Here is a 22618-nt window from a genome sequence, read left to right as displayed (position 1 = left end):
TGCCGGTGCGCAGCATCGATAACCAGTCCAGACCAGACGACCTCAAGGCAAAGTCGGGGATTTAGAATGCCGAAGATCATGTTGCACGATGAAGCTGCGCGGGCCGCGCTGGGCCGGGGCGTCGCCAAGCTCGCCAAGGCGGTACGCGGGACGCTGGGTCCGAAGGGCATGAACGCGATCATGGACCGACCGATCGGCACGCCGATCGTGTCGCGCGATGGCGTCAGCATTGCCAGCGAAATCGAACTTGAATGCCCGTTTGAAAATATGGGCGCGCAGGTGTTGCGCGAGGTTTCGGCGCGAACCAATGAGGTGGCGGGGGACGGCACCACCACGGCCACCGTGCTCGCCGATGTTCTTGTGCAGGAAGGCCTGAAATGCCTGGCGGCCGGCGCCAATCCGGTCGAGCTGGTTGAAGGGCTGGAACTGGCGGTTACCGAGACCATCACGGCGTTACGACGGTCGGCGAGACCGCTGCAGGGGCCTGCCGGCCTGCGGGCTGTTGCGAGCATTGCCGCCAACGACACAGCGCTTGGCGACATGGTGGGCGAAGCCTTCGAGCGCGCCGGCAATCACGGAATCGTCGCGGTGGAATTCGGCAACACGGTCGAGACGACGCTGGAAATCGTTGAAGGCATGGCCTTCGATCGCGGCTATCTTTCACACCACATGGTCACCGATGTCGAGAAAATGCAGGTGGTTCTCGACAATCCGTTCATCGTGATGACCGATCTCAAGATCCAGGCCGGGGAGCAACTCGCTGGAGTGATCTCGCTCATCGAGAAGAGCGGGCGACCTTTGCTGATCATCGCCGAGGAAGTGGCGCCATCGGTCATCATGCAATTGCTGGCGCGTCGGGAGAAATCCAATTTCAAGGTCGCCGCGATTCACCCGCCGGAGTTCGGCCATTGGCGCAAGGCGATGCTCGAGGATATTGCGATCACGACCGGAGGGCGCGTCATCTCGGCTGATCTGGGCGGAAGGCTCGAGAAGGCGGAACTGCACGACCTTGGGTCCGCGCGCCAGGTGCGCATTTCCGCCTCGAAGACCCTGATCACGGCGGGAGGCGGCGATCAGAAGACCATCGCGGCGCGACGCGAACAGGTGTTGCGCCAGTACGATGCCGCTCCCGAAAATATCGAGCGGGACAAGTTCCAGGAGCGCATCGCAAAACTGTCCGGCGGCACGGCGATGATTCTCGCCGGCGGCGCGACGCCGGTCGAGCAAAAACGCCGGACCCAGTTGATCGAGGATGCCATCAACGCGACCCGCGCCGCGCTCGAAGAAGGCATTGTGCCGGGTGGCGGAGTGGCTTTGCTCAGGATCGCTGCAAGGCTCGACGAATTGATCAATCGTCTGGACGGAGGCGCCAGGCAGGGCGCTGAGCTGCTGCAACGCGCGCTCAGTCGACCGCTTTTCTACATTGCCGCCAATGCCGGCCTGAACGGAGAGGCGGAGGTTGCGAAAGTTGCCAAGGCCAGGAATGGCCACGGGCTCGACGTGCGCAATGGCTCGGCGGTCGATCTTGTCGAAGCTGGCATCATCGACCCGGTCAAGGTTTGCTACAGCGCGGTTCGCAATGCGGCATCGGTGGCCGGACTGATCCTGACGACGCAGACCTTGATCGCCAAGAAGCCGGATGATTACGATCCGACCTCTGGCCCGGCCCGAGGTGGCGGTGCTGAGCTGCTTTGAACGGAACGGATCATCGGTTCGAAGTGACCGGCGCTCCGTCCATAGCCGGGCATGCTGCGATACTCGCAGCATCCGGTGGTTCGAGGCACTATGGCATCACTCGGGCTTCTTCTGCCCGAGAGCGCGATAGATGGTGTTTCTTGAGACGCCGAGACGTCGCGCGGTTTCGCTGACGTTTCCGGCGGTCTCGGCATAGACAACAAGGATTCGCGCGCGATGGATGTCGTGGAGTGATCCGGACTCCGTTTCAGGCGGGTGAACGATGTTCTCCGCGCTTGCCTCGTTGATGGATCCGTCCGCAGCGGCAAGGCTGAATTGCGCCAGAACGTTGCGGAGCTCGCGGACGTTGCCAGGCCAGGGACGTGCGGCGAGATGCGCAATGTCCGTCGGCGTGATTTCGCAATTCGGGTCGATCGTATTGAGCAGATGGCGAACGATGGCATCAAAGTCGTTACGATCCCGGAGTCGCGGCAGAGTGACCTCGAGCGTATTGAGACGATAGAGCAGGTCGGATCGGAACCGGCCTTCGGCGATGGCCTTGTCCAACCTGGCGTTGGTGGCGGAGATCAGAAAGACATCGACCTTCGATCTGACGCCGCCGACCGGGCGCACGGTCCAGTCGTCGAGCAGGCGCAGCAGCACCGCCTGCAGCGCGACGGGCATGTCGCCGATCTCGTCAAGGAACAGCGTGCCGCCGTCGGCCTCCCTGACCAGTCCAATCGCGCCGCCGCGCCGCGCCCCGGTGAATGCTCCCTCGGCATAGCCAAACAGCTCGCTCTCGATCAGGCTTTCCGGCAGGGCGGCGCAATTCACGGGGATGAACGCGCCAGTTCGCCCACTCGCCATATGGGCGTGGCGGGCAAGCTGCTCCTTGCCGGTTCCGGTCTCGCCGCGGATCAGGATGGGCATCTTGCGTACTGCCGCGGTCTCGACTTGACGGACGATGGCCCGGACCGCGGGGTCGCGCGCAACGAAGCCGGCGGCCGGGCTCTGAAGAGACCGTGGTTCCGGCCTTGAATCCTTTCGGGCAGAAGATGAGCTCGCGGTCTCGCGGCCTTCAGATTCGGATCTCGATTTCTGGAGGTCGCGGTGCGTGATCAACTGACGTCGTCGCGCATGCAGCACCACGATGGCGCCGATGCCGGAGCGTTCGTTCTCGACGAAGTTGACGCTCGCGTTGGGAAGCAGCTCCTTCAACCTGCTCGGCCACTCATCGAAGGGAACCGTCTTCAAAAAGCGGGTCGGCGCGTCGTTGTGAATGCCGTGGCGATCATGCTGGAGTCGGTTCAGGGCACGCTCGGTGGCGTGGAGGATCATGCCACGACGATCAAGCACGATGCATTCATCGTTCGCCCATTGCGATCTCTTGGCGAGAAAGCGGCAAAGCAACTCCTCATGTTCCTGTCGGACCGATTGGGCGAGGACGCTTTCCACGTGATGGCCGACCGCGACGGCCAAAGCCAGGCTCTGCGGATTGAAGGTGCTTGCAGGACCCGAGATATCGACCACGCCAAGCAGTTCGCCATCGGTCGGGTCATGAACCGGGACGGCAGCGCAGGTCCACCGCTGCACCTCCGAGCAGAAATGCTCTGTACCGTGAATTTGGACGGGTTTCGATTCCGCTATCGCGGCGCCAATCGCGTTGGTGCCGATGTCGGCCTCGCTCCAGCGACCTCCGTGTTCGAGATGGACTGCGCGGCCGGCGTCAATGACCCTGTCGTCACCCTGCGTATCGATGATCAGCCCACTCGGATCGGTGAGGATCATGATCGAGTTTGCATCGCGCAAGAATGTTCTTGAATTCTCGAGCGCGCAGCGGGCGGCATGACGGAGCGACGCGTACTTGGAGCGATGGCGAAACAGCTCGGCGTCCGCGACGAGTGGCGCTCGCGCACGGTCGACGGTGACGTGATGGTTCCTGGATCGCTGCCACGACGCTGCTACCGATGATCTCAGGTCGGATGACAACGCTCCGCGCTCGACGAACTTCTCCCACGCCGCCAGCACTTCTCGTTGGTCCATCCCGGCTCCTCCGACGTGAAAGATGCCGGACCCGCTCATGACGGGCCCTGCGATCATTCACCTGAATGCGGGGGGTGCCTGCCGCAACTGCCGGTTCGCTCACGCAAAGTCCGACGGTAAGACCCTTCCAGGCCGCCGTGACGGCGCCTGAATCGAATTCCCTACCCGTCGCACCCGCAGTGAAGACGATCGCGCCTTCCGATCAAACAACCCTTCAGCGTCCCACGTCCCCAACGTCCCAGGCTTTTCTCCCAAGCCCGTTGACCAGATCAGCCTATACGTTTTGAATGGTTCTAGCAAAGGTGGCGATCGAGGTTCCGCTGGGCCGCGGCTCGACGTGTTCGAAAGTCCGGGCCAGGGCCCGCTGTAGTGCGGCGCAGCATCCAGGAAAAGGCGGTAGCGCTCCCCCCTACCAGAATTGTGCGCAAAGGCGCGCTGGGGCCTCGCCGCCGACCAGTTGGCGGGAATCCTTCCATCAAATCCGATGCGCCGCTCGATCGCAGCCAGTGGCTAGCGATGTCTGCGCTCACGTAACTTGCGGAAGTCGTCGCCCGCGTGGTGTGAGGAGCGCGTCAGCGGCGTGGCCGAGACCATCAGGAAGCCCTTGGCATACGCGGTCTTCTCATAGGCTTCGAATTCGTCAGGCGGCACGAAGCTGACGACGGGGTGGTGCTTGCGCGTCGGTTGGAGATACTGGCCGATGGTCAGGAAATCGACGTCGGCGGAGCGCAGATCGTCCATCAGTTGCAGCACCTCGCTGCGGTCTTCGCCGAGGCCGACCATGATCCCCGATTTGGTGAAGATCCGTGCGTCGAGCTCCTTCACGCGCTGTAGCAGCCGGACCGAATGGAAATAGCGCGCGCCCGGGCGCACCGTCAGATACTTCGACGGCACCGTCTCCAGATTGTGGTTGAACACGTCAGGGCTCGCCGCAACAACGATTTCGAGCGCGCCGCTCTTGCGCAGAAAATCCGGCGTGAGGATTTCGATCGACGTGCCGGGACTGGTTGCGCGAATGGCGGCAATCGTCGCAGCGAAATGGGCGGCGCCGCCGTCGGCCAGATCGTCGCGATCGACCGAGGTGACGACCACGTGCTCCAGTCCCAACTTGGCCACTGCTTCGGCGACCTTGCCCGGCTCATCAGCGTCGAGCGGACCGGGCAGGCCGGTGCGCACATTGCAGAAGGCGCAGGCGCGCGTGCAGGTGTCGCCCATGATCATGAAGGTCGCGTGCTTCTTCGTCCAGCATTCGCCGATGTTGGGACAACCGGCTTCCTCGCAGACGGTCACGAGTTTGTTCTCGCGCACGATGCGCCGCGTCTCGGCCCATTGGGCCGAGCCGGGCGCCTTCACGCGGATCCATGCGGGCTTGCTCTGCAGCGGTGTGTCGGGGCGGTTGGCCTTTTCGGGATGACGCGGCCTGTCGGCCCGCAGCTTCGTGCGCGGATCGTTGTTGAGGAGATCGAGTATCACTGTCATGCGCCCCAACCTCGTGATGTGCGAGAGCCGTCCATGCCAGCGACTCCGCTCAAACTGTACGACACGTTCCGAATTGCGCATGCCATCGTGCGGTGAGAACGCCGATGCGCGCTTCGTCGCAGACATTCAGTCATCGAGGCGAAGCTCGTCAACTTGAATTTGTCGTTCCGCGCTGCTGTCGGTTGGTGACCGCGTGCGGCCTGTGCGGGGACGCTCTCGCTCCGCGTGCGAAGGGCGGTTTGACGGCATCGCCCCCGATCTTCGGACGCCTCGACCAGCACAATCCGAGATTTCGGATGACCACTCCGCCCGGTTTTCCGGAGCTTCAGACGGATCCGACCCCGATGCACTGGCGGGTCCGTTGGCCTACAGCGCAAAACCAAGCAAACTGAACGACATCCCCGCGATCGATCGTGCATTTTGCGGTCTGGCACGAATGCTGCTTGGGTACCTGCCAAAAGGAGCAACAGCTCCAGAACATACAGTGCGAGGGGACGTTCAGATGCCAACCAACATTCAGCTCACCACCTAACGCGACCGGAACATCGCCGGTTTTGCATTGCGCGCTTCCGCACGAACGCGGGTCGCAATGAACGCGGGCGTGCGACTTCGGCTTGGCATGCAATGGAGAAGGCAATGACGATGGCGGACGCTCACGATCAGGATCCGCAGGAAACCCGGGACTGGCTTGATGCCTTGTCGGCAGTCCAGGGGCATCGCGGCAATGAACGCGCCGAGTTCGTCGTCAATGCGATGCTCGAGGCGGCGCGCCGCGGCGGCCTTCAGATCGAGCAGTCGCTGACGACGCCCTATTGCAACACAATCCCGCTGGACCAGCAGCCGGCGCTGCCGGGCGATCGCGCGATCGAGCACAAGCTTCGCTCCATCATCCGCTGGAACGCCCTTGCGATCATTCTGCGCGCCAACAAGGAAAGCTCGGAGCTCGGCGGCCATATCGCGAGCTTCCAGTCGGCTGCCACACTCTATGACATCGGCTTTGGTCATTTCTGGCACGCGCCGACCGATGCCCATGGCGGCGACCTGATTTTCGTCCAGGGGCACTGCTCGCCCGGCATCTATGCGCGCGCCTTCCTTGAAGGGCGGTTGAGCGAGGAGCAGCTGCTCAGCTTCAGGCAGGAGACCAGCGGCAAGGGGCTGTCGAGCTATCCGCATCCCTGGTTGATGCCGGACTTCTGGCAGTTCCCGACGGTGTCGATGGGGCTCGGGCCCTTGATGGCGATCTATCAGGCGCGCTTCCTGAAGTATCTCGAGAACCGTAAGCTGGCCGATACGTCCAACCGCAAGGTCTGGGCGTTCATGGGCGACGGCGAAACCGACGAGCCGGAATCGCTCGGCGCGATCTCGCTCGCCGGCCGCGAGAACCTCGACAATCTGATCTTCGTCATCAACTGCAACCTTCAGCGGCTCGATGGACCCGTCCGTGGCAACGGCAAGATCGTGCAGGAGCTCGAAAGCATCTTCCGCGGTGCGGGCTGGAACGTCATCAAGGTGCTGTGGGGCTCGGGGTGGGACCGCCTGCTGCAAAAGGACAAGAGCGGGCTGCTGCTCAGGCTCATGGAAGAATGTGTCGACGGCGAATACCAGGACTTCAAGAGCAAGAGCGGCGCCTACATTCGCGAGCACTTCTTCGGCAAGTACGAGGAAACGAAACAGCTCGTCGCCGACATGAGCGACGACGATATCTGGCAGCTCGCGCGCGGCGGCCATGATCCCGAGAAGGTCTTTGCCGCTTACACCGCGGCCGTGAACCACAAGGGTCAGCCCACGGTCATTCTGCCGAAAACCGTTAAAGGCTACGGCATGGGCGAGTCCGGCGAAGGCCAGATGATCGCCCACCAGGCGAAGAAGATGACGCAGGACGCGCTACGCGGTTTTCGTGACCGCTTCCAGGTGCCGGTCTCCGACGCCGATTTGGCCAAGGTGCCTTTCCTCCGGCTGCCGGAAGATAGCCCGGAAATGAAGTATTTCCGGGCGCAGCGCGAAAAGCTCGGCGGCTACCTGCCGCAACGCCGGCGCAAATCAGCGTCCTTGCAAATTCCGCCGCTCTCGACGTTCCAGCGGCTGCTCGAAAACACGGGAGACCGCGAGATATCGACCACGATGGCGTTCGTGCAGTTGCTCGGCGCCCTCGTGCGCGACAAGGCGATCGGCAAGCACATCGTGCCGATCGTGCCGGACGAATCCCGCACCTTCGGCATGGAGGGTATGTTCCGGCAACTCGGCATCTATTCGTCGGTCGGCCAGCTCTACAGGCCGCAGGATGCCGACCAGCTGATGTATTACCGCGAGGACAAGAGCGGGCAGGTCTTCCAGGAAGGCATCAACGAAGGCGGCGCGATGTCGAGCTGGATCGTCGCGGCGACGTCCTACTCGACCAACAACGTGCCGATGATCCCGTTCTACATCTACTACTCGATGTTCGGCTTGCAGCGGGTCGGCGACCTCGCCTGGCTCGCGGGCGACATGCGCGCGCGCGGCTTCCTGCTCGGCGGAACGGCCGGCCGCACCACGCTGAACGGCGAAGGCCTGCAGCATGAGGACGGCCACAGCCACGTGCTCGCCGCCACCATCCCGAACTGCATCTCATACGATCCGACCTTTGCCTATGAGGTCGTGACCATCGTTCGCGAGGGCATGCGCCGCATGTATGAGGCGCAGGAGGACGTCTACTATTACATCACCCTGATGAACGAGAATTATCAGCACCCGGCGCTGGCTGACGCAGGCGAGGGCGTGGAGGAGGGAATTCTCAAAGGCCTCTATCTCCTGAAGAACGGCGGCGAGACCGCGAAGAAGGGACTTCGCGTGCAACTCGTCGGCTCGGGCACGATCCTGCGCGAGGTGATTGCGGCGGCCGATCTGCTCAAGGCGGACTTCGGCGTGACCGCGGACGTCTGGAGTGCAACCAGCTTCAACGAACTGCGTCGTGATGGCATGGCGGCGGAACGCTGGAACCTGCTGCATCCGACCGAGCCGCGCCGCAAGAGCTGGGTGGAAGCGCAGCTCGAGGGGCATCCGGGGCCGGTCGTGGCGTCGACCGACTACATGCGCAACTACCCCGACCAGATCCGGGAGTACGTGCAGGCGGCCGGCCGCCGCTACGTCGTGCTCGGCACCGACGGGTTCGGCCGCAGCGACTATCGCGTAAAACTCCGGAAATTCTTCGAGGTCGACCGCCACTATGTCGCCGTCGCGGCACTCAAGGCGCTCGCCGATGAGGGAACGATCAAGCCCGCAATCGTCGCCGAGGCCATCGCCAAATATCAGATCGATGCCGGGCGCGCCGCGCCGTGGACCGTGTGAGGCAGGGGAGCCGAGGGCAGAGCGATGAGTGGTCTGATCGACATCAAGGTTCCCGATATCGGTGACTTCAAGGAAGTCCCGGTCATCGAGGTCTTCGTCAAGCCGGGCGACAAGGTGAAGGCCGAGGATCCGCTGGTCGCGCTGGAGTCCGACAAGGCGACCATGGAGGTGCCGTCGCCGCGCGATGGCGTGGTGAAGGCAGTGGTCGTCAAGGTTGGCGACAAGGTCAGCGAAGGCGTGGTGATCGTGCAGTTCGAAGGCGCGGGCGCCGAGCAGGCCGAAACGCGCCCCGTCGTCAGCGCGCCGCCCTCGCCGGTCAGCGCGCCGGCGGGTATCGCCGAGGTCCGTGTCCCCGACATCGGCGACTTCAAGGACGTTCCGGTCATCGAGATTTTCGTCAAGCCCGGCGACAGCGTCAAAGCCGAGGACCCGCTGATCGCGCTCGAGTCGGACAAGGCGACAATGGAAGTGCCGGCGCCGCTCTCGGGCACCGTGCGCGAGATCAAGGTGAAGACCGGTGACAAGGTCAGCGAAGGCGCGATCATTCTCGTGCTTGCGACCAGCGATGCATCGGCTGCGGCCAGCCCTGCAGCGGCCGCGCCGGCAGCGGCAACGTCGGCACCCGCCGCCGCTGCCGTGGCGCAGGCCGGCGGGGTCGACGAGAAGGCCTTTGCGCTCGCCTATGCCGGCCCCGCCGTGCGCAAGCTGGCGCGCGAAATGGGCGTCGATCTCGGCAAGGTCAAGGGCTCGGGCAATCATGGTCGCATCCTGCGCGAGGATGTCGAGGCCTTTGCCAAGGGCGGAGCGCCCGCCGCCAAGCCGCAGGCTGCGGCAGCGAGCGGAGGCGGCGTCGGCGGCATCGACCTGCTGCCCTGGCCCAAGGTCGATTTCGCGAAATTCGGGCCGGTCGAGCGCAAGGAGCTCGGGCGTATCAAGAAGATTTCGGCCGCTAACCTGCACCGCAACTGGGTCGTCATTCCGCACGTCACGACCCATGACGAGGCCGATATCACCGATCTCGAGCAATTCCGGGTGAAGATGAACAAGGAGCTGGAGAAGAGCGGCGTGAAGCTCTCGCTCCTGCCCTTCATGGTGAAGGCGGCGGTCGCGACGCTGCACAAATTCCCGGAGTTCAATGCCAGTCTCGACGGCGACACGCTGGTCTACAAGAACTACTGGCACATCGGATTTGCCGCGGACACGCCGAACGGCCTGATGGTGCCGGTGATCCGCGATGCCGACAAGAAGTCGGTGCCGGAAATTGCCAACGAGATGAACGCACTCGCCAAGCTGGCGCGCGAGGGCAAGATCAAGCCGGACCAGATGCAGGGCGGCACCTTCTCGATCTCGTCGCTCGGCGGCATCGGCGGCATCTACTTCACGCCGATCATCAACGCGCCGGAAGTCGCGATCATGGGCGTGTGCAAGGGATACTGGAAGCAGCATTCGCCTGACGGCAAGACCTGGACCTCGCGCCTCACTCTGCCGCTGTCGCTGTCCTGGGATCACCGCGTCATCGACGGCGCGGCCGCCGCACGCTTCAACGTCTACTTCGCCAATGTGCTCGCCGATCTGCGGCGCGTGTTGTTCTGAGATCGGGGGAGAGCAGCATGGCTCAGCAGATCGAAGTGAAGGTGCCCGATATCGGCGACTTCAAGGACGTGGCCGTCATCGAGGTCCTGGTGAAGGCCGGTGAGACCGTCGCAGTTGATACCAGCCTGATCATGGTCGAGTCCGACAAGGCGTCGATGGAGATCCCGTCCTCGCACGCCGGCGTCGTCAAGGAAGTCAGGGTCAAGGTCGACGACAAGGTGAGCGAAGGGTCGACAATCCTCGTGCTGGAGACCGCAGGCGCCGCGGCCGCGCCGGCACCTGCGCCCACATCGCAGCCGGCGGCCGCTCCGCCGCCGGTTGCGCCCGCCGCCGCGTCCTATTCCGGCAAGGCGGAGATCGAATGCGACATGCTGGTGCTGGGCGCCGGTCCCGGCGGTTACTCGGCCGCCTTCCGCGCCGCTGATCTCGGCATGAATACCGTGCTGGTCGAGCGTTACGACACGCTCGGCGGCGTGTGTCTCAATGTCGGCTGTATCCCGAGCAAGGCGCTGCTGCATACGGCGTCCGTCGTCGACGAGGTGAAGCATCTCCCGGACCACGGGATTTCCTTTGGCGCGCCGCAGATCGACCTGGGCAAGCTGCGTGCCTTCAAGGACGGCGTGATCAAGAAGCTGACGGGCGGGCTCGCCGGGATGGCCAAGGCCCGCAAGGTCGAGGTGGTGACCGGCGTCGGCGTGTTCCTCGACTCGCATCATCTCGAGGTCGCCGTGGCGGGCGGCAAGAAGACCATCAGGTTCGCCAAGGCGATCATCGCCGCCGGCAGCCAGGCCGTGAAGCTGCCGTTCCTGCCCGAGGATCCGCGCATCGTCGATTCGACCGGCGCGCTGGAGCTTAAGTCGATCCCGAAGCGCATGCTGGTGATCGGCGGCGGCATCATCGGGCTCGAAATGGCGACAGTCTATTCGACCCTCGGGGTACGCATCGACGTCGTCGAGATGCTCGACGGACTGATGCAGGGCGCCGACCGTGACCTGGTGAAGGTCTGGGACAAGATGAACACGCATCGCTTCGACAAGGTGATGCTGAAGACCAAGACGGTCGGCGGGAAGGCGACCGAAGCCGGGATCGAGGTCAGCTTCGAAGGCGAGCAAGCACCCGCCGGGCCGCAGCTCTATGATCTTGTTCTGGTGTCGGTCGGCCGCAGCCCGAACGGCAAGAAGATCGGCGCCGCGAAGGCCGGTGTCGCGGTCACGGACCGCGGCTTCATCGACGTCGACCGGCAGATGCGCACCAACGTGGCGCACATTTTTGCGATCGGCGACGTCGTCGGGCAGCCGATGCTGGCGCACAAGGCTGTGCACGAAGGCCATGTGGCGGCAGAGGTCGCCCACGGCGAGAAGTCGTATTTCGATGCGCGACAGATTCCGTCCGTTGCCTACACCGATCCCGAAGTGGCCTGGGCCGGCAAGACCGAGGAGCAATGCAAGGCCGAGGGCATCAAGTTCGGCAAGGCGGTGTTTCCCTGGGCGGCGTCCGGCCGGGCTATCGCCAACGGACGCGATGAGGGCTTCACCAAGCTGCTGTTCGACACGGCGACCCATCGCGTCATCGGCGGCGGGATCGTCGGCACCCATGCGGGCGATCTCATCAGCGAGGTCTGCCTTGCGATCGAGATGGGGTGCGAGCCTGCGGATATCGGCAAGACCATTCATCCGCACCCGACGCTCGGCGAGTCCATAGGCATGGCGGCGGAGGTCTTCGAAGGCCACTGCACCGATCTGCCGCCACAGAAGAAGAAATGACGTTTGCCTGCCGATACGCAGGCACAGAGAGATCAGGGAGAAGACACAATGTCTGCAGCGACCACTGCGACGTCCGGAACGTTGCCTGTCACGCTGAAGAAGCCGTTTTACCGGATTCTGTACGTTCAGGTGCTCGCGGCGATCGTGCTCGGCGTCATTGTCGGCTGGCTCTGGCCTGATCTCGCCAAGAACGACTGGATCAAGGCGATGGGCGACGGCTTCGTCAAACTAATCAAGATGGCCATTGCGCCGATCATCTTCTGCACGGTCGTCTCCGGCATCGCCCACATTTCCGAAGTGAAGAAAGTGGGCCGCGTCGCGATCAAGTCGCTGGTCTATTTCGAGGTCGTCTCGACCTTTGCGCTGGCGCTGGGCCTGATCGTCGCCAACGTGCTGCGGCCGGGAGCGGGCTTCCAGGGCCAGTCGAACGCCGCGGCGGTCGCCGGCTATGCCAAGCAGGCGAGCGAGATGAAGTCAGTGGACTTCGTCCTGCACATCATTCCGGACACCGTGGTCGGAGCGTTCGCCCAGGGCGAGATCCTGCAGGTGCTGCTGTTCGCCATCCTGTTCGGCTTCGCGCTGATGGGGCTCGGCGAACGAGCCCACACGGTCCGCTCGATGATCGATGACGTCGCGCACGCGATGTTCGGCGTGATCTCGATCGTCGTCAAGGTCGCGCCGATCGGCGCCTTTGGCGCCATGGCCTACACGATCGGCCGCTACGGGCCGCAGGCGCTCGGCAATCTCGCCGGCCTGATCGCGACCTTCTATCTCACCGCGCTGCTGTTCGTGGTCGTCGGGCTCGGCATCATCGCCCGCATCGCCGGCTTCTCGATCTTCAAGTTCCTCAAATACATCAAGGACGAGCTGCTGATCGTGCTCGGCACGTCATCCTCGGAGAGCGCGCTTCCGCAGCTGATGGAAAAGCTGGAGCGTCTCGGTTGCTCCAAATCTGTCGTCGGTCTCGTCGTGCCAACCGGCTACTCTTTCAACCTCGACGGCACCAACATCTACATGACCCTGGCGACGCTGTTCATTGCCCAGGCGATGAATGTCGATCTCAGCTTCGGCGAGCAGATCACGATCCTCATCGTTGCCATGCTGACGTCGAAGGGCGCCTCCGGAATCACCGGCGCCGGCTTCATCACGCTCGCCGGAACGCTCGCGGCTGTCAGGCCCGAGCTGCTTCCCGGCATGGCGATCGTGCTCGGCATCGACAAGTTCATGAGCGAATGCCGGGCACTGACCAACCTGTGCGGCAACGGTGTCGCTTGCGTCGTCGTGGCGTGGTGGGAAGGCGAACTCGACCGCGAGAAGCTGCGTGCCGGGCTCGATCGCGACATCGATCCGCGCGACATCGAAGTCGCCGTAACGACAGGCTAGCGAATACGGAAGGTGGTCGCCGACGATCACCGCCAGTTCATCAGAAGTATATCAGGGGAGTTGGTCATGACGGACGTGGTTGTTGTTTCCGCGGCGCGGACACCGGTAGGCTCATTCAATGGAGCGTTCGGGACGATACCTGCTCACGAACTCGGGGCGATCGCGATCAAGGGCGCCCTCGAACGTGCCAAGGTGTCGTCTGAAGACGTCGACGAGGTCATCCTGGGCCAGGTGCTGTCCGGCGGTGAGGGCCAGAATCCGGCGCGGCAGGCCGCGATGGCAGCCGGCATTCCGCAGGAGAAGACGGCGTGGGGCATGAACCAGCTCTGCGGCTCGGGCCTGCGGTCGGTGGCGCTTGGCCTGCAGCAGATCGCCAATGGCGACGCCAGGATCATCGTTGCCGGCGGCATGGAGTCGATGTCGATGGCGCCGCATCTGTCGCATATGCGCGGCGGCACCAAGATGGGCGACGTCAAGTTCGTCGACTCCATGTTGAAGGATGGCCTGCTCGATGCCTTCCACGGCTACCACATGGGAGTCACGGCGGAGAACATCGCCGCCAGATGGCAGATCACCCGCGAGGAGCAGGATGCGTTCGCGACCGGCTCGCAGAACAAGGCCGAGGATGCGCAGAAGGGTGGCCGGTTCAAGGACGAGATCGTTCCGGTCACGGTCAAGACCCGGAAGGGCGACGTCGTCGTCGACCAGGACGAATATATCCGCGCGGGCACGACGCTGGACGCGCTTGCAAAGCTGAAGCCCGCCTTCAACAAGGAAGGCACGGTGACCGCCGGCAACGCTTCTGGTCTCAACGACGGCGCGGCCGCGCTGGTGTTGATGAGCGCCGATGAAGCGACGAAGCGCGGCCTGACGCCGCTCGCGAAGATCGTCTCGTGGGCCACTGCCGGCGTCGATCCGGCGGTGATGGGCTCGGGGCCAATTCCGGCATCGCGCAAGGCGCTGGAAAAGGCCGGCTGGAAGGTCAAGGACCTCGATCTTGTCGAAGCCAACGAAGCCTTTGCAGCGCAGGCCATCGCGGTCAACAAGGACATGGGCTGGGATCCGTCGATCGTGAACGTGAACGGTGGTGCCATCGCCATCGGCCACCCGATCGGCGCGTCCGGCGCGCGCGTGCTGACGACGCTGCTGTTCGAGATGCAAAAGCGTGGCGCGAAAAAGGGTCTCGCCACGCTGTGCATCGGCGGCGGCATGGGCGTCGCCCTGACGGTCGAGCGCTGAGCGAGGCCGGGCTCACCCCAACAAGGGCCGGGCGGGTGCAAATCAATCAAGATCGGGAGGCAATCATGTCCAGAGTTGCAGTGGTAACCGGTGGAACGCGCGGTATCGGCGAGGCGATCTCGATCGCCCTCAAGGCGGCCGGATACAAGGTGGCGGCGAGCTATGCCGGCAATGACGAAGCGGCCGCGAAGTTCAAGAGCGAGACCGGCATCGCCGTCTACAAATGGGATGTCTCGAACTACGAGGCGTGCGTCGCCGGCCTGAAGCAGGTCGAGGCCGATCTCGGGCCGGTGGAGGTGCTGGTTAACAATGCCGGCATCACCAAGGATGGCATGTTCCACAAGATGACGGCGGAGCAATGGTACGCGGTCATCAACACCAATTTGAACTCGCTGTTCAACATGACGCGGCCGGTGTGGGACGGCATGCGCGAGCGGAAGTTCGGCCGGGTGATCTGCATCTCCTCGATCAACGGCCAGAAGGGCCAGATGGGCCAGGTCAACTACTCCGCCGCCAAGGCGGGTGACATCGGATTCGTGAAGGCGCTGGCCCAGGAAGGCGCGCGCGCCGGCATCACGGTCAACGCGATCTGTCCCGGCTATATCGCCACCGAGATGGTCAAGGCGATCAACCCGGAGATCGTGGCCAAGAATATCCTGCCTCAGATTCCGGTCGGCCGCTTGGGTGAACCGCACGAGATCGCGCGCGCGGTGCTGTTCCTGGCGTCCGACGATGCCGGCTTCATCACGGGCTCGACGATCTCGGCGAATGGCGGTCAGCACGTGGTCTGAACTGTTCCGGCAACGGTCCGCGGCGGTGGCGGCACGTGCGTTCAAGGCGCGCCTGCCTCGGGTCGGCCGAGGGCGAAAATGACAGCGAGGGACAAGCCCATGGCGGCCCCTCGAACCAAGACATCAAGCCGAGGAATACGATGGACCAGGATCTGAAGGAAGCCGCCCTCGAATATCATCGCCTGCCGACGCCGGGAAAGATTTCCGTGGTGCCGACCAAGGCGATGGCCACCCAGCGCGATCTGGCGCTGGCGTATTCACCCGGTGTGGCGGAGCCTTGCCTAGTCATCGCCAAGGACCCGCTACAGGCCGATGTGCTGACGGCACGCAGCAATCTCGTCGCCGTCATCACCAACGGCACCGCGGTGCTCGGCCTCGGCAATATCGGCGCGCTGGCCGGCAAACCGGTCATGGAAGGCAAGGCGTGCCTGTTCAAGAAGTTCGCCGGAATCGATGTCTTCGATATTGAGCTCGCCGAGGAAGACCCCGACGCGCTGATCGAGACGATCGCCAGGATGGAGCCGACCTTCGGCGGCATCAACCTGGAGGACATCAAGGCGCCGGAATGCTTCTACATCGAGAAGAAACTCCGCGAGCGGATGAAGATCCCGGTGTTCCACGACGATCAGCACGGCACCGCGATCATCGCTGCCGCGGCGATCCTCAATGGACTGAAGCTGGTCAAGAAGGACATCGCGGACGTCAAGCTGGTCTGCTCCGGCGCCGGCGCCGCGGCGCTTGCCTGCCTCGATCTGATCGTGAGCCTCGGATTGCGCCGCGAGCGGATCATCGTGACCGATGCCAAGGGTGTCGTGTATGCCGGCCGCGTGGAAAGCATGGACGACAACAAGGCGCGCTATGCCGTGAAAACGGACGCGCGCAAGTTGGACGACATCATCGCGGACGCGGACATCTTCCTCGGCCTGTCGGCCGGCAAGGTGCTGACGCCTGACATGGTTGAGAAGATGGCCCGCGATCCCTTGATCTTCGCGATGGCCAATCCGATTCCCGAGATCATGCCGGAGGACGCGCTGGCGGTTCGTCCCGATGCGATCATCGGCACCGGGCGTTCGGACTACCCCAACCAGATCAACAATGTGCTTTGCTTCCCGTTCATCTTCCGCGGCGCGCTCGACTGCGGCGCGACCACCATCAATGAGGAAATGAAGCTTGCGACTGTCCGCGCGCTCGCGGACCTCGCCATGACGGAGGTTCCGGAAGTCGTTGCCGCCGCCTACAAGGGCGAGGGCCTTCGCTTCGGCCGCGATTACCTCATTCCCAAGCCGTTCGACCCGCGCCTGATCGAGATGATCGCGCCGGCGGTGGCGAGGGCCGCGGCTGACAGCGGCGTCGCCCGACGTCCGATTGCCGATATGGATGCCTATCGCCAGCAGCTGGGCCGGTTCGTCTATCAATCCGGCAACGCGATGCAGCCGGTCTTTTCCGTGGCCAAGGGAAGCGGGAAATCCCTCGTTCTGGCCGAGGGCGAGGATGAGCGCGTGCTGCGCGCGGCGCAGGTCATCGTCGACGAGGGGATAGCCAGGCCGCTCCTGCTTGGCCGGCCGGCGACGATCGACGATCGGATCGCGGCGTTCGGGCTCCGGCTCAAGCCCGGCACCGACTGCGAGATCATCGATCCGCACGATGCCGGGGTCTATTCCAAATGCGCGGATGTCTACCATACGCGCAGAAAGCGCGATGGCGTGTCGGCCGCGCTGGCGCTTTCGGAGACGCGGAGCAACGCGACCGTGCTCGCGTCGATCCTGCTCGAACGTGGCATCGGCGATGCGATGCTGTGCGGTGTGATCGGACGGACCGCGGATCATCTGGCTGCCATCCGCAACGTGATCGGAACGCGGGAGAACGTGCGGACACTTGCAGTGATGCAGATGCTCATTCTCCCGCAGCATCAGCTTTTCATTTGCGATACCCACTGCAATCTCAACCCGACCGCCGAGCAGGTTGCCGACATCGCCTTGCTGGCGGCGAAGGAGGTCAAGCGCTTCGGCATCACGCCGAGGGTGGCGCTGCTGTCGCATTCGAGTTTCGGGAGCTCGGCGGTGCCGGAAGCGCACAAGATGCGGGAGGCGCGTGCGATCATTCGCGAGCGATCGCCCGATCTGGCCGTGGAGGGCGAGATGCGCGGCGATGCGGCGCTTTCGCAGTCTGTGCTCGATCATGAATTTCTCGATTCCGGCTTCGTCGGTCCGGCCAACGTGCTGGTGATGCCCAATCTGGACGCCGCCAACATCTCCTACAATCTGTTGCGGATGGCCGCGGGGCAGGGGCTGACGGTCGGCGGGATTTTGCTCGGCGCGGCAAAGCCGGCGCATATTCTCACGCCATCATCCACTGTCCGCCGCATCGTGAACATGGCTGCAGTCGCCGTCGCGGATGCGGTTTCCGAGCGAACCTGACCGGAAAGACGGGATGGGCGGACTGTGAACGCGATCGGTCGAGGCCATCATGAGTGAGGTGCAATCGGGAAAGCGGCGGGTCGTGATCGTCGGCGGCGGCGCGGGCGGACTGGAACTCGCGACCCGGCTCGGCGACAAATACGGCCGCAAGGGAAAGCTCGACGTTACGCTGATCGAGCGCAACCGCACCCATGTCTGGAAGCCGAAGCTGCACGAGATCGCGGCCGGCAGCATGGATATCGCCGCCCATGAGGTCGACTATCTCGCGCAATCCTACTGGCACGGCTTTCGCTACCGGATCGGCGAGATGATCGGGATCGACCGGGAGCGGCGCCAGGTGCAGGTGGCGCCGTATCTCGATGCCGAAGGTCGCGAGGTGACGCCGAAGCGGAGCTTCGACTATGACGTCCTCGTCATCGCCGTCGGCAGCCAGAACAATGACTTTGGCACGCCTGGTGTCGTGGATCACGCGATCAAGCTCGAATCGCAGGTCGATGCGAAGCGCTTCCACGAACGCATGGTCAATGCGTGCATCCGCGCCCACGCCCAATCGTCGCCTCTCGGGGAGCACCAGTTGAAGGTCGCAATCATCGGCGCAGGCGCGACCGGAGTCGAGCTTGCGGCGGAGCTGCACCGGACGACGCGGGAGGTGGTGGCCTATGGCCTCGATCAGGTCGATCCGCACAAGGACATCAGGATCACGCTGATTGAAGCCGCGGACCGGGTGCTTCCCGCGCTGCCGGAACGGGTTTCGCAAGAGACGGAGAAACTGCTCGTCAGGCTTGGCGTCGATCTCTTGGTCGGCGCCAAGGTCTCCGAGGTCGGTTGCGACCATGTCAGCCTGACCGACGGGCGGACGATTCCTGCCGAGCTGATCGTGTGGGCTGCCGGAGTCAAGGCGCCGGATTTCCTGAAGGATATTGCCGGCCTCGAAACCAACCGCATCAATCAGCTGGTGGTGCGGCCGACCCTGCAGAGCACGCGCGACGACAACATCTTCGCGATCGGCGACTGTTCGGCCTGCTCATGGGGCGAACGGGGCAATGTGCCACCGCGCGCTCAGGCGGCGCATCAGCAGGCCTCGCACCTCTATTCCCAGATCCCGCGGCTTCTGCAGGGCGAGGCGCTCAAGGATTATCGTTACCGGGACTTCGGGTCGCTGGTGTCGCTCGGCGAATTCAGCACGGTCGGCTCGATGATGGGCGCGCTGGTGGGTGGCAGCCTTGTCTTCGAGGGGATGTTCGCCCGGATGATGTACCTGTCGCTGTACAAGATGCACGAATACGCCCTGCACGGTCCGGCGAAGGTCGCGCTCGACACGCTGGCCCGCCTGATCACCCGGCGGACCGAGCCGCACGTCAAGCTGCATTGATTGGGGTCGCGGAGGAGATCGATGTCGTGATCGACCAGCTCACCGTTTTGCAGACCGCCGGCGGTCCTGCCACGCTCAAGGTCATCCTGATCGGGATGTGCGTGACCTTGCCGGTCAACACCGGATTTTCCTGTCGCGTATTCCGGGGCAAGACCATAGAGTTGGCCCATGCGTGAGTGGTCGTCCGCAGTGGCCGGCGCTCCCCGCTTTGTGCTGGTTCACAAGATGACGGAGCTTCCATCCCTGGTGAACATCAAGGGGCCTCCCAAAGTCGGTTTGGTGATCCCCATTTCCACGCGGTGGCTGGTTCGCGGCGCGCTTGCTCTTGCGCTGGTCGCCGCGGCATCGTGGCTCGGATATGCGATCACGTTTCGCCGCGGGCTCGACCATTTGCACGCCGCGGCGCAACAGCGGTTGGCGGTCGAGGCCGCCAGGCTCGACGGTTATCTTTCGAGATTCGAATACCTGCCGTCCCTGCTGGAGACGTCACCCAGTGTATTCCGGCTGCTCGAGGCCCCCAACGATCCCGCACTGCAACAGACCGTCAGCCTTTATCTGAAGTCGATCAACCTGCTTGCAGGAGCCGACAACCTCTATGTCCTGGGCGTCTCCGGTGCGACGCTGGCCGCGGCCGATTTCGACCAGCCCGGGACACCCTTCGGCGAAAACCTGTCGTATCGCCCTTATGTGAGCGAAGCACTCGCGAGCGGCCGCGGGGCATTCTTCGGTATCGGTATCACCACGGCGCGCGCCGGCTACTATCTGTCCTATGCGCTGAAGCAGGGCGGCACGACGAAAGGGGTCGCCACCGTCAAGGTCAATCTGGACTCGTTCGAGCGTGCGTGGCGCAACACCGAAAACGACATCCTTCTGGTCGACGAGCGCAAAGTGACGATCCTTGCCTCGCGCGACGAGTGGCGCTACCGCCCGATGGCACCGCTGTCGGTTCAGACCCGCGATGACATTGCACGGTCCAAACCCTACGGAAACCACGACCTGGCGCCGCTCGGATGGACCTTCGCCGCCCAGTCCGAGAACGATGCCGCACAGATCACCACGCAGAACGGAACCGCCTACACGGTCAGCGAGCTTCCGATCAACCGCGGCTTGTGGAACCTGGTCCTTCTCGATGACGAGGCGCCCACACGGCAGATCGCACTCATCATCGGGGGCATATCGGGTCTCGTCGCGGTCGTTGCGCTGCTGGCGCTCGGCCTTGTCGAGCAACGCCGGAGAGAGATCAAGCACCGGTTGGCCAGCCAGGCCGCGTTGCAGACGGCCAACGACATGCTCGAAACGAGGGTGCAGGAGCGCACCGCCGAATTGCGGGCAGCGCAAGATGAACTCGTTCACGCCGGCAAGCTGGCCGCGCTCGGCCAGATGTCGGCCGGCATCGTGCACGAACTGAACCAGCCGCTGGCTGCGCTGCAGACTGCTGCCGACAATGCGGTCCTGCTGGTCGACCGTGGTTCGATCGGCGATGCTCGCGGAAATCTCACCCGAATTGGCGAACTGGTACGCCGGCTCGGACGTCTGACCAGCCAATTGCGGGTTTTCGCATACAAGTCGAGCAGCCCGCTTGGTGCGGTCTCCGTCGAACAGGCCGTCGCCGAGGCGCTCAAGATACTCGCCGGGCGAGTCAAGGACGGCGGGGTCGCCGTCGCGACCGATATCGACGCGAAGCTGGCCGTCGTCGCCGATCAAACGCGATTGGAGCAGCTGTTGTGCAACATCGTGGCCAATGCGCTGGATGCGGTGGAGAACGTCGAACAGAAGTCGATCCTGATCCGGGCGAGCAGGGAGGAGGCGCAGACCGCGCGCTGCCGCATCGCGATCAGCAACAGCGGGCCCGCGATCGCGTCCGACGTCCTGCAGCGCATGTTCGAACCATTCGTGACGACCAAGCCCGCCGGCAAGGGACTGGGCCTCGGCCTGATGCTCTCCAACCACATCGCGCGCTCTTTCGGCGGCGAACTGCGTGCGCGAAACCTGATGCCTGATGGTGCCGAGTTTGTCGTGATCCTTCCATTGGCTGAGATAGCAGAGGCGGCTTCGCATGGGCGATGACCAATCGATCGGCGTGATCTATGTCGAGGACGACGACGACGTACGGATCGGTGGCGTCCAGGCGCTCGAGCTCGCAGGATTTTCCGTTTCCGGATTTGCCTCGGTCGAGACCGCCAACGGATCCGTTCGTGCCGACATGCCCTTCGTCGTGGTCTGCGATGTACGCCTGCGCGGGCGGAGCGGCCTGGAATGGCTGTCCGATCTGCGCCGACTGGACCAGGATCTGCCGGTGATCCTGATCACCGGTCACGGCGATATCTCAATGGCCGTGCAGGCGATGCGGACCGGCGCCTACGACTTCATCGAGAAGCCGTGCTCCTCGGAGCTGCTGATCTCGGTGGTGCGCCGGGCGGCGGAAAAGCGGCGGCTGACCCTGGAGGTTCGTTCGCTGCGATCGGCCCTGGCGGATCGCCAGGGAATCGAGGCGAGCCTGCAGGGCCGATCGCCGCAGATCCAGGAAGTGCGCCGGCTCGTCTCCACCCTGGCTACGACCAATGTCGACGTCACGATCTATGGTGAAACCGGAACCGGCAAGGACGTGGTCGCGCGCTGCCTGCACAATCACAGCGGCCGCCGCGGCGGCAACTATGTCGCGGTGAATTGCGGTGGCCTTCCGGAATCGCTGGTCGAGAGCGAGCTGTTCGGCCACGAGGTGGGCGCGTTCACCGGTGCCACCCGGCAACGGATCGGAAAGATCGAATATGCCAATGGCGGGACGCTGTTCCTCGACGAAATCGAGAGCATGCCGCTGAGTGTCCAGGTCAAGTTGCTAAGGTCGCTGCAGGACAGATCCATCGAGCGCGTCGGAACCAACAAGCCGATCTCTGTGGATTGCCGGGTCGTGGCCGCGAGCAAGGCGAATTTGTTCGAACTGAGCGAAAAGCGGCTGTTTCGTGCCGATCTCTACTATCGCCTCGGCGTCGCATTCATCGAGCTGCCGCCGCTACGCGAGCGGCGCGAGGATATCCCGCTGCTGTTCGAGCATTTCACCCTAGACGCGGCGCGGCGGTTCGAGCGCGATGCGCCGATCCTGGACGAGCAGACCATGTCGCATTTGCTGGCCTATTCATGGCCGGGCAATGTGCGGGAGCTTCGCAACGTCGCCGATCGTTTCGTGCTTGGTGTGCTCGACCGCAAGACGATCAATAAGGCGGGCTTCGGGACGTCGGATATGTCATTGCCGCGGCAACTGGAGAACATCGAGCGATCGATGATCGAGGACGCGCTGCGCCGCAAGCAAGGCGACGTCCAGGCGACCGCCGCGCTTCTGAGCATCCCGAAGCAGACACTGTACGACAAGATCAAGCGCCTCTCCGTCAGCGTCGACGGGATCAGGGAGGGCGCTGTCCGCTCCGGGTCCTGAGACTGCGGCGCGGCGGGACCGGCTGAAATCGGTCACGCGCAAGCGCCCGGAAACATAATAGGCTCTCGGTGCATCCGAGGGCAAAGGGCGCCAGCTAGAAGCTGCCCGAA

The 22618-nt window shown here is 63.8% G+C and carries 13 protein-coding genes and 2 pseudogenes; 12 read left to right on the top strand and 3 right to left on the bottom strand.

What is annotated here, in order from left to right; all coding sequences use genetic code 11:
• Window positions 1-66: 66 nt before the first annotated feature.
• Window positions 67-1695 carry a molecular chaperone GroEL gene (locus tag G6P99_RS40605; protein WP_029085597.1) on the top strand — a complete coding sequence of 543 codons (1629 nt, stop codon included), beginning with the start codon at window positions 67-69 and terminating at the stop codon, window positions 1693-1695.
• Between the two features lie 96 nt (window positions 1696-1791).
• Here G6P99_RS40605 and G6P99_RS47865 read toward each other — a convergent pair.
• From G6P99_RS47865 to lipA, 3 genes and pseudogenes are all read right to left on the bottom strand, one after another.
• A pseudogene (locus G6P99_RS47865) lies at window positions 1792-2694 on the bottom strand (sigma 54-interacting transcriptional regulator); the annotation flags it as partial.
• Window positions 2695-3180: 486 nt separating this feature from the next.
• A pseudogene (locus tag G6P99_RS47860) lies at window positions 3181-3462 on the bottom strand (GAF domain-containing protein); the annotation flags it as partial.
• A 765-nt stretch (window positions 3463-4227) separates the two neighbouring features.
• Window positions 4228-5196, bottom strand: a complete 969-nt coding sequence (gene lipA / locus G6P99_RS40595) for a lipoyl synthase (RefSeq protein WP_029085599.1) — start codon at window positions 5194-5196, stop codon at window positions 4228-4230.
• Window positions 5197-5838: 642 nt separating this feature from the next.
• Between lipA and aceE the strand changes: the two genes are divergently transcribed.
• The 11 genes from aceE (at window position 5839) to G6P99_RS40540 (ending at window position 22508) form a co-directional block, all read left to right on the top strand.
• Window positions 5839-8520 carry a pyruvate dehydrogenase (acetyl-transferring), homodimeric type gene (gene aceE / locus G6P99_RS40590; protein ID WP_029085600.1) on the top strand — a complete coding sequence of 894 codons (2682 nt, stop codon included), beginning with the start codon at window positions 5839-5841 and terminating at the stop codon, window positions 8518-8520.
• 24 nt (window positions 8521-8544) lie between these two features.
• A complete protein-coding gene (gene aceF, locus G6P99_RS40585) occupies window positions 8545-10113 on the top strand; it encodes a dihydrolipoyllysine-residue acetyltransferase (protein WP_029085601.1) in 1569 nt (522 codons plus the stop codon).
• 17 nt (window positions 10114-10130) lie between these two features.
• On the top strand, window positions 10131-11876 hold the full coding sequence (gene lpdA / locus G6P99_RS40580) for a dihydrolipoyl dehydrogenase (RefSeq protein WP_029085602.1): 1746 nt from the start codon (window positions 10131-10133) through the stop codon (window positions 11874-11876).
• A gap of 48 nt (window positions 11877-11924) precedes the next feature.
• A complete protein-coding gene (locus G6P99_RS40575) occupies window positions 11925-13259 on the top strand; it encodes a dicarboxylate/amino acid:cation symporter (RefSeq protein ID WP_029085603.1) in 1335 nt (444 codons plus the stop codon).
• Window positions 13260-13325: 66 nt separating this feature from the next.
• Window positions 13326-14498 carry an acetyl-CoA C-acetyltransferase gene (locus tag G6P99_RS40570; protein WP_029085604.1) on the top strand — a complete coding sequence of 391 codons (1173 nt, stop codon included), beginning with the start codon at window positions 13326-13328 and terminating at the stop codon, window positions 14496-14498.
• 65 nt (window positions 14499-14563) lie between these two features.
• Window positions 14564-15289: an acetoacetyl-CoA reductase gene (gene phbB / locus G6P99_RS40565; RefSeq protein WP_029085605.1), complete on the top strand. Its 726-nt coding sequence runs from the start codon at window positions 14564-14566 to the stop codon at window positions 15287-15289.
• Between the two features lie 140 nt (window positions 15290-15429).
• Window positions 15430-17706: an NADP-dependent malic enzyme gene (locus G6P99_RS40560; RefSeq protein WP_165126142.1), complete on the top strand. Its 2277-nt coding sequence runs from the start codon at window positions 15430-15432 to the stop codon at window positions 17704-17706.
• A 49-nt stretch (window positions 17707-17755) separates the two neighbouring features.
• A complete protein-coding gene (locus tag G6P99_RS40555) occupies window positions 17756-19078 on the top strand; it encodes an NAD(P)/FAD-dependent oxidoreductase (protein ID WP_029085607.1) in 1323 nt (440 codons plus the stop codon).
• A 26-nt stretch (window positions 19079-19104) separates the two neighbouring features.
• Window positions 19105-19254, top strand: coding sequence for a hypothetical protein (locus G6P99_RS40550; RefSeq protein WP_156929185.1), 150 nt, complete (start codon window positions 19105-19107; stop codon window positions 19252-19254).
• Entirely contained in the window at window positions 19247-21145 is a 1899-nt protein-coding gene (locus G6P99_RS40545; RefSeq protein WP_165126139.1) for a sensor histidine kinase, read from the top strand. Before G6P99_RS40550 ends, G6P99_RS40545 begins: the two co-directional genes overlap by 8 nt.
• Window positions 21135-22508 carry a sigma-54-dependent transcriptional regulator gene (locus tag G6P99_RS40540; RefSeq protein ID WP_029085610.1) on the top strand — a complete coding sequence of 458 codons (1374 nt, stop codon included), beginning with the start codon at window positions 21135-21137 and terminating at the stop codon, window positions 22506-22508. Before G6P99_RS40545 ends, G6P99_RS40540 begins: the two co-directional genes overlap by 11 nt.
• The last annotated feature ends 110 nt before the right edge of the window (window positions 22509-22618 follow it).

This window comes from Bradyrhizobium sp. 6(2017) (assembly GCF_011058295.2).
GTDB lineage: Bacteria > Pseudomonadota > Alphaproteobacteria > Rhizobiales > Xanthobacteraceae > Bradyrhizobium > Bradyrhizobium septentrionale.
This window is presented reverse-complemented; position numbering and strand designations above follow the sequence as displayed.